The organism is Actinotalea sp. C106 (assembly GCF_023630195.1).
GTDB lineage: Bacteria > Actinomycetota > Actinomycetes > Actinomycetales > Cellulomonadaceae > Actinotalea.
This window is the reverse complement of sequence record NZ_JALPKN010000190.1, coordinates 1-6,331: the sequence shown is the minus strand read 5'-3', so window position 1 is coordinate 6,331 and position 6,331 is coordinate 1. Positions and strand designations below refer to the sequence as shown.

The following is a 6,331-nucleotide window of genomic DNA, read 5'->3' as shown; positions in this document are numbered from 1 at the left end:
CCCCGCAGGTCGGCTCCGGGGAACCTGGCGCCGACGAGGTCGGCCCCCCGATGCCCCGTGCCCGTGCCGTCCGGAGCGCCCGTGCCTCGGCGGACGCGCTCCCGAGCGAGGGAGCTGGCTCGGGACAGCAGCTCGCCCACCCGCGAGCGCTGCTCGGGGAGGTCGACGGCGAGCAGCGCCGAGGGACCCAGGTCGGTGAGGCCCTCGACGTGGGCCACGGCCGAGCGGACCTCCTCGTGCAGTGGTCGCGCGGCGGGGAGGTCCAGGACCTCGGTGAGGTACCAGAGCATCTCGTGGAGCTGCTTCATCACGGGCAGGGCGGCGAACATCGGGCCGGCGACCGCCGGGTCGGTGCGCCAGTCGCGCCCGGCGAAGGTGACCTGGGTCAGGTGCTGGCCTGCGCCGAGGCAGTCGTAGGTCGCGCAGCCGGCGAACCCGGCGGGGCGCAGTCGCGCGTGGATGGAGCAGCCGAGGCCCTCGTCGAGGTTCGGGCAGGGGGTCCCGCCGGCCTTGGTCAGTCCGAACTCGGCCGACCGCTCGAAGGGCAGCGCCACGCAGCACAGGGCGAGGCACCTCGAGCAGTCCGCGACCAGGTCGAGCCGGGTCACGGTGCGGCGCCCTCGAGGACCTGGTCCAGGGCTCGGGCGAGGTCCTCCTCGTGCCCGACCGTGGAGGTCCAGCGCCAGGCGCTCCGCGGCGGCCTCGGTCCAGGGCTGGGGGTGTCGACGGGCAAGATGACCTCCGGGGCAGGCGGGCTTCGCACGATACGCCCGCTCACGCCTCCTGGAGGATCACCCCGGACCAGCCGAGCCCGGCGTAGGTCTCGTACCCCGGGGTGAGGGCGAAGGCGACCGTGCGGCTGCCGTCGGCGTAGTGGCCGCTCGGGCGCCCCTGGGTCTGCAGGGTGAGAGTCTCGGACAGCACCCCGGAGCGGTCCGAGGCGGCGAGCACCCGGCCGTCGCGGTCCACCACGAGCACGCGGGTGCGTTCTCGCTCGGCCGGGGAGAGGCGCACGCTGTCGACGACGGTCTGGGCCTGGCTGTCCCAGTCGAAGAAGATGCCGAGGGCCCCCAGCGGGGCGCCGTGTGTCGCACCACCGCTGCGGACCGCGGTGGCGTAGGTGGCGACGGTCGACCCGAGCACCCGGTGCCGCTCGACGTCCTGGGCCGTGTACCGGTCGCCGTCGGCGGTCTGCATCGCGGCCTGGAACCACGGCTCGCGGCTCACGTCGGTGCCGATCACGCCTGAGCGGCCTCCGGCGGCGTGGGCGACCACCCTCCCCGAGGCGTCGGCGAGCCAGAGGTCCCGGTAGACCGTGTAGCTGCGCAGGATCACGGCCAGGCGCTCGCCGGCGACGGCCTGGGCGCGGGCAGCCCGGGCCGTGCCCTCCGGGGCGTTCGGGTCGGCCGGGGTGAGGGCGTCGACGAGGGCGGAGTCGGTGGCCCACCACCGCACGTCGCAGCTGCGCTCGTAGAGGTTGCGGTCCAGGACGTCGATGACGTTGAGGGCGAGGTCGGCGAGGCGTTGGCCGCGCACCCGCGCGACGAGCTCGTGGCCGAGCTCGGTCAGCTCGGTGATCCGCGGGCCGAGCTCGTTGGTCAGGGCCTCCGAGAGCTCGCGGGCCTGGTCGGCCACCTGCCCGACCTCCCGGGCGACGACGGCGAAGCCTGCTCCGTGCTCACCGGCGCGGGAGGCCTCGATGAGGGCGTTGAGGGCCAGCATCTTGGTGCTGCTCGCGACCTTCTCGATGCCGCGCAGCTTCTCGGCGGTGACCGCACCGACCTCGTGGGCGAGACTGACGACGCGCTCGGGCACGGGGCGGCCCTCCTCGGGGGTGTGGGCCCACCTGGGCCTCATGTCCGAGATCGGTCGGTACCGCCCCCCTGTGAGGAGTTCCGAGGCGTTCCTGCCTCACGACCGAGCAGGAGGTCCGTCCTCGACCGTGGTCGCCAGGGGCTTCTCGACGACGAAGCAGAGCAGCAGCGCCGCGACGAGGCCCAGCGGTGCCATGACGAGGAAGACCGGGGTGAGCGCGTCGTTGTAGGACTCGACGATCGGCAGGCGCAGGGCCTCGGGCAGTGCGTTGACGAGCGCCGGGGTCAGCGAGCTGGTGCCGTCCGCCGGGCCGGCCCCCGCGGGGAGGCGCTCGGCCACCAGGGCCGTGAGCCGTGTGGCGAAGACGCTGCCCACGACGGCAGAGCCCAGGGTCGCGCCGATCTGCCGGAAGAAGTTGTTGCTCGCGGTCGCCGTCCCCACCTGCCGCACGGGGAAGGAGTTCTGCACGATGAGCACGAGCAGCTGCATGGTCGAGCCGAGTCCCGTGCCGAGCACCGCGATGTACACGCCGATGAGCACGAGCGAGGTCTGCGGGGTCATGGTCGAGAGCAGCGCGAGGGAGACCGCGACGAGCACCGAGCCGCCCACGGGGAGCCACTTGTAGCGCCCGGTGCGGCTGACCGCGCGGCCGGTGAGGACGGAGGTCAGCAGCAGGGCGCCCATCATCGGCACCATGAGCAGGCCCGCATGGGTCGCGTCGACCCCGGCGGTCATCTGCAGGTAGGTGGGCAGGTAGGAGATCGCGCCGAACATCGCGACGCCGGTCAGCAGCCCGGCCGTGGTCGTCAGGTTGAAGTTGCGGTCGGCGAAGAGGTGCAGGGGCACGATCGGCTCGGCGGCCCGTCCCTCGGCGAAGACGAAGAGCGCCGCCGCGACGAGGGTCGTCCCCGCCAGGGCGAGGATGGTCGGGGAGGTCCACGCGTACTGCGCGCCGCCCCAGGTCGCGACCAGCACCAGACCGGTCGTGGCCACGGTCATCGAGGCCATGCCGGCCCAGTCGAGCCGGGGCCGGGCGACGGGGGCGCGCCGGGGGTGAAGGAAGAGCAGGGCCGCGACGATCGCGAGGACACCCAGGGGCAGGTTGATCCAGAAGGCCCAGCGCCAGCCCGGCCCCTCGGTGAACCATCCGCCGAGCAGGGGCCCGGCCACCGAGGAGACCGCGAAGACCCCGCCCATGATCCCCATGTAGCGACCGCGCTCGCGGGCCGGGACGACGTCGGCGATGGTCGCCTGCGACAGGATCATCAGGCCGCCACCCCCGAGACCCTGCACGGCCCGGCCGACGACGAGCCAGGTCATGTCCTGCGCGAGGCCGCCGATCACGGAGCCGGCCATGAACAGCCCGATCGCGACGACCAGCAGCGGCTTGCGTCCGAGGAGGTCGCCGAGCTTGCCGTAGACCGGCATGGTCACGGTCGAGGCGAGGATGAAGGCGGTGATCACCCAGAGCATGTGCTCGACGCCGTGCAGCTCGCCCACGATGGTCGGCAGCGCGGTGCTCAGGACGGTCTGGTTGAGCGAGGCGAGCAGCATCGTGATCATGAGCCCGGCGAACAGCAGCGTGATCTCGCGTCGTCCGTGGCGCGACGGGGTCGGGGCCGACGGCGCGTCGGTGGCCAGGGCGGTCATGCCTCGTCGCCTTCCTGCTCGGTGTCCTGGTGCGACGGGTCGGTGCGACCGAGGGCGCGGCGGACGATCGCGAAGGAGCTCGCCACGCACTCGGCGAGGGTCGTGCTGCCCTGCGCACCGGTCCACTCCGAGAAGGACGCCCGGAAGACCGCGGTGCTCAGCGCTGCCAGGACTCGTGGCTCGGGGGAACCGGCGTCCACCTCGGGCCGACGGCCGATGGCGTCGGCGAGGGAGGCCTCGAACTCGCGGAAGAGGTCGCGGACCTGGGGGCGCAGCTCCGGGTTGGTGTCGAGGAGCTCCTGCATGCGGCCGAGCTCGTCCCGGTCGGCGCTGGCCACGTAGGCCAGGAGCAGCTCCTGCAGGCTCGCGGCGAGGCCGGGGGCCTCGGGGGAGAGGAAGGCCTCGACCGCGGCCGGCTCGAGCCGCGTGGTCCAGCTCAGCAGGGCGTCGCGCTTGGTGGCGAAGTGGTTGAAGAAGGTGCGCGGGGCCACCCCGGCCGCGGCGGCGATCTCCTCGACGGTGACGTTCGGGTAGCCGCGCTCGATCGCGAGGTCGACCGCGGTGCGGGCGATGAGCGCACGGGTCTGCTCGCGCTGCCGCTCGCGCAGGGGGGTGGTGGTCGTCATGAGGTCCTCTCGTCCTTGCACAGGATGCAACTTTGCAGATACTGCGTCAAGTGCGTGATGTGCATCACAACGGTGCTGCCGACGGACCCAGCCGCTGCGTGAGGACCCCGACCCCGCCTCAGGGATCAGCGCCTCGGGCTCAGGGGCGGCTCGGGGTCGTACCCGATGCGCCGGACCGAGGAGGTCCACCAGGCTGGAGGTGGCGCGGAGGGACTGCGCCGTCCCGGCGGTGGGGCGTCCCACGTCACCGCCGGGGGCCCACCGAGGACGAGGACCACCATGACGCTCCGCCCCCTGCCCGCTGTGCTCACCGCCGTCGTCGGCCTCGTCGTGCTCGCAGGCTGCGGCAGCACGGCAGCGGTCGGGCCCAGGACCACCGAGACCCGCGAGATCGCGGAGGTCACGGCGGTCGAGCTGGCCACCTCGGGGGACCTGACCGTCGAGCACGGCACCAGCCCCTCCCTCACGGTCACGGCAGGGGAGCGCGTCCTGCCTCGTCTGACGAGCGAGGTCGACGACGGCGTGCTCCGGCTGGGCACCGAGAGGTCCTTCGGGTGGCGCGGGCCCGGCGCGGTCTCCTACCACCTCGTGGTGACCGACCTCGAGGCGGTCGAGCTCGCAGGATCGGGGGACATCACGGTCGACCGAGCCGATGGCGAGACCCTGGCGGTCAGCATCCAGGGTTCAGGAGCGGTCCGTGTCGACGGGGTCGACGTCCAGGGCGCCGCGGTGTCGGTCGCCGGTTCGGGGGACGTGGTCCTCGGCGGGCGGGCTGCCGAGCTGCAGGTCAGCATCGAGGGGTCGGGGGCCTACGAGGGAGAAGGGCTCACCAGCCGCGACGCCGCGGTCTCGATCGCCGGTTCGGGGGATGTCGACGTCGAGGCGACCAGGACCCTCGACGTGAGCATCGCGGGGAGCGGCTCCGTGACTCACGGCGGTGGAGCGCGCGTGACGAGCGACATCCAGGGGTCGGGCGACCTCCGGGTGCGTTGACCCGAGCTCCGCAGCATCCTGGAGGCCCGTCGACCCAGGAGGTGCGCGATGAGCCCGACCTACCCGACCCTGCGCCAGGTCGTGCTCGACTGCCGCTCCGCGCGCGAGCTCGCCGAGTTCTACCGCGAGGTCCTCGGTCTGACGTACCGGCCGGGGGACGAGCCGCCCCCGCCCGGTGAGCCCGACCCCGCCGGGGAGGACTGGCTCGTGCTGCGCAACCCCGGGGTGTCGATCGCCTTCCAGCAGGTCGCCGACCTGCCCGAGGCGACCTGGCCCGAGGGGCCCTACCCCCAGATGCTGCACCTGGACACCACGGTCGGCTCGGCCGAGGAGCTCGCCGCCCAGCACCGCCGCCTGCTCGACCTCGGCGCACGGCTCCTGCTCGACCGGTCGGCGGACCCGGACGAGGCCCTCTACGTCTACGCGGACCCTGCGGGCCACCCCTTCTGCGTCTTCGTCTCCGCCCCCGGGGTGGGGGAGGACTGACCCGAAGGGCCCGCAGCCTGCCCGGGGTCCAGGCTCGCGTGCTGCGGCAGGCTCACCTGGGCGAGGAGCCCGCCGAGGGTGCTCTCGTCGAGGGTCACGTCTCCGCCGTGCTCCCGCGCGATCTCCCGGGCGATGGCCAGCCCGAGCCCGCTGCCCCCTGCCTCGCGTTCGCGCGCCTCGTCGAGCCGGACGAACCTCGCGAAGACTCGTTCACGGTCCTCGGCGCGGATGCCGTTGCCGTCGTCCTCGACCGTGACGGCACCGTCGACGACGTGCACGTGCACCGTGGTGCGGGCGTGCCGGGCTGCGTTCTCCACCAGGTTGCGCACCACCCGCACGACGGCGGTGCGCTCGCCCTGCGTCTCGCCGTCACCGTCGACCCGGATCACGACCCCGCCGGCCACGAGCCCGCCCATCGCCTCCTCCACCGCGGCCCGCAGGTCCAGGGGCGTGCTCGGGCGGGGTCGCGAGCCCATGCGGGCAAGCAGCAGGAGGTCGTCGACCAGCGCCTGCATCCGGAGCACCTCATCCTCGAGGTCCTGCGCGAGGGCCCCGGCGGGGTAGGTCTCGGGGTGGGCCCGGGCGACCTCGATGCTGGCCCGCAGGGCGGCGAGCGGTGACCGGAGCTCGTGGGCCGCGTCGGCCACGAAGGCCCGCTGCCGCGCGGCGGCGACCTCGAGGCGGTCCAGCATCTCGTTGAGGGTCCGCGCCAGCGCTCCGAGCTCGTCGTCGGTCCGCGGCACCGGCAGCGCCCCAAGTCG

General features: G+C 73.7%; 7 protein-coding genes. 2 read left to right on the top strand and 5 right to left on the bottom strand.

The annotated features are described in order from the left end of the window. The 4 genes from L0B03_RS12520 to L0B03_RS12505 form a co-directional block, all read right to left on the bottom strand. On the bottom strand, window positions 1-608 hold a 608-nt coding region (locus L0B03_RS12520), incomplete at its 3' end, for a pentapeptide repeat-containing protein (RefSeq protein WP_250446216.1). Between the two features lie 166 nt (window positions 609-774). After that, window positions 775-1,815, bottom strand: a complete 1,041-nt coding sequence (locus L0B03_RS19355; protein WP_308200049.1) for a methyl-accepting chemotaxis protein — start codon at window positions 1,813-1,815, stop codon at window positions 775-777. A 96-nt stretch (window positions 1,816-1,911) separates the two neighbouring features. After that, window positions 1,912-3,465 carry an MDR family MFS transporter gene (locus L0B03_RS12510; protein WP_250446214.1) on the bottom strand — a complete coding sequence of 518 codons (1,554 nt, stop codon included), beginning with the start codon at window positions 3,463-3,465 and terminating at the stop codon, window positions 1,912-1,914. Then, entirely contained in the window at window positions 3,462-4,091 is a 630-nt protein-coding gene (locus L0B03_RS12505; protein ID WP_250446212.1) for a TetR/AcrR family transcriptional regulator, read from the bottom strand. Before L0B03_RS12505 ends, L0B03_RS12510 begins: the two co-directional genes overlap by 4 nt. Before the next feature lie 279 nt (window positions 4,092-4,370). On the opposite strand from L0B03_RS12505, the gene L0B03_RS12500 reads away from it, so the two are divergent. Then, a complete protein-coding gene (locus L0B03_RS12500; protein WP_250446211.1) occupies window positions 4,371-5,084 on the top strand; it encodes a head GIN domain-containing protein in 714 nt (237 codons plus the stop codon). A gap of 48 nt (window positions 5,085-5,132) precedes the next feature. Continuing rightward, complete coding sequence (locus tag L0B03_RS12495) at window positions 5,133-5,570, top strand: VOC family protein (RefSeq protein WP_250446209.1); 438 nt, start codon at window positions 5,133-5,135, stop codon at window positions 5,568-5,570. On the opposite strand, the gene L0B03_RS12490 is transcribed toward L0B03_RS12495, so the two are convergent. Then, window positions 5,504-6,331, bottom strand: an 828-nt coding sequence (locus tag L0B03_RS12490; RefSeq protein ID WP_250446206.1) for a HAMP domain-containing sensor histidine kinase, incomplete at its 5' end; no start/stop codon positions are given. The two genes, L0B03_RS12495 and L0B03_RS12490, sit on opposite strands and share 67 nt — an antisense overlap.

Excerpts from the sequence above, each read along its gene's own strand:
- L0B03_RS12510 (WP_250446214.1), bottom strand. The coding sequence starts at position 3,465 with ATGACCGCCCTGGCCACCGACGCGCCGTCGGCCCCGACCCCGTCGCGC.
- L0B03_RS12505 (WP_250446212.1), bottom strand. The coding sequence starts at position 4,091 with ATGACGACCACCACCCCCCTGCGCGAGCGGCAGCGCGAGCAGACCCGT.
- L0B03_RS12500 (WP_250446211.1), top strand. The coding sequence starts at position 4,371 with ATGACGCTCCGCCCCCTGCCCGCTGTGCTCACCGCCGTCGTCGGCCTC.
- L0B03_RS12495 (WP_250446209.1), top strand. The coding sequence starts at position 5,133 with ATGAGCCCGACCTACCCGACCCTGCGCCAGGTCGTGCTCGACTGCCGC.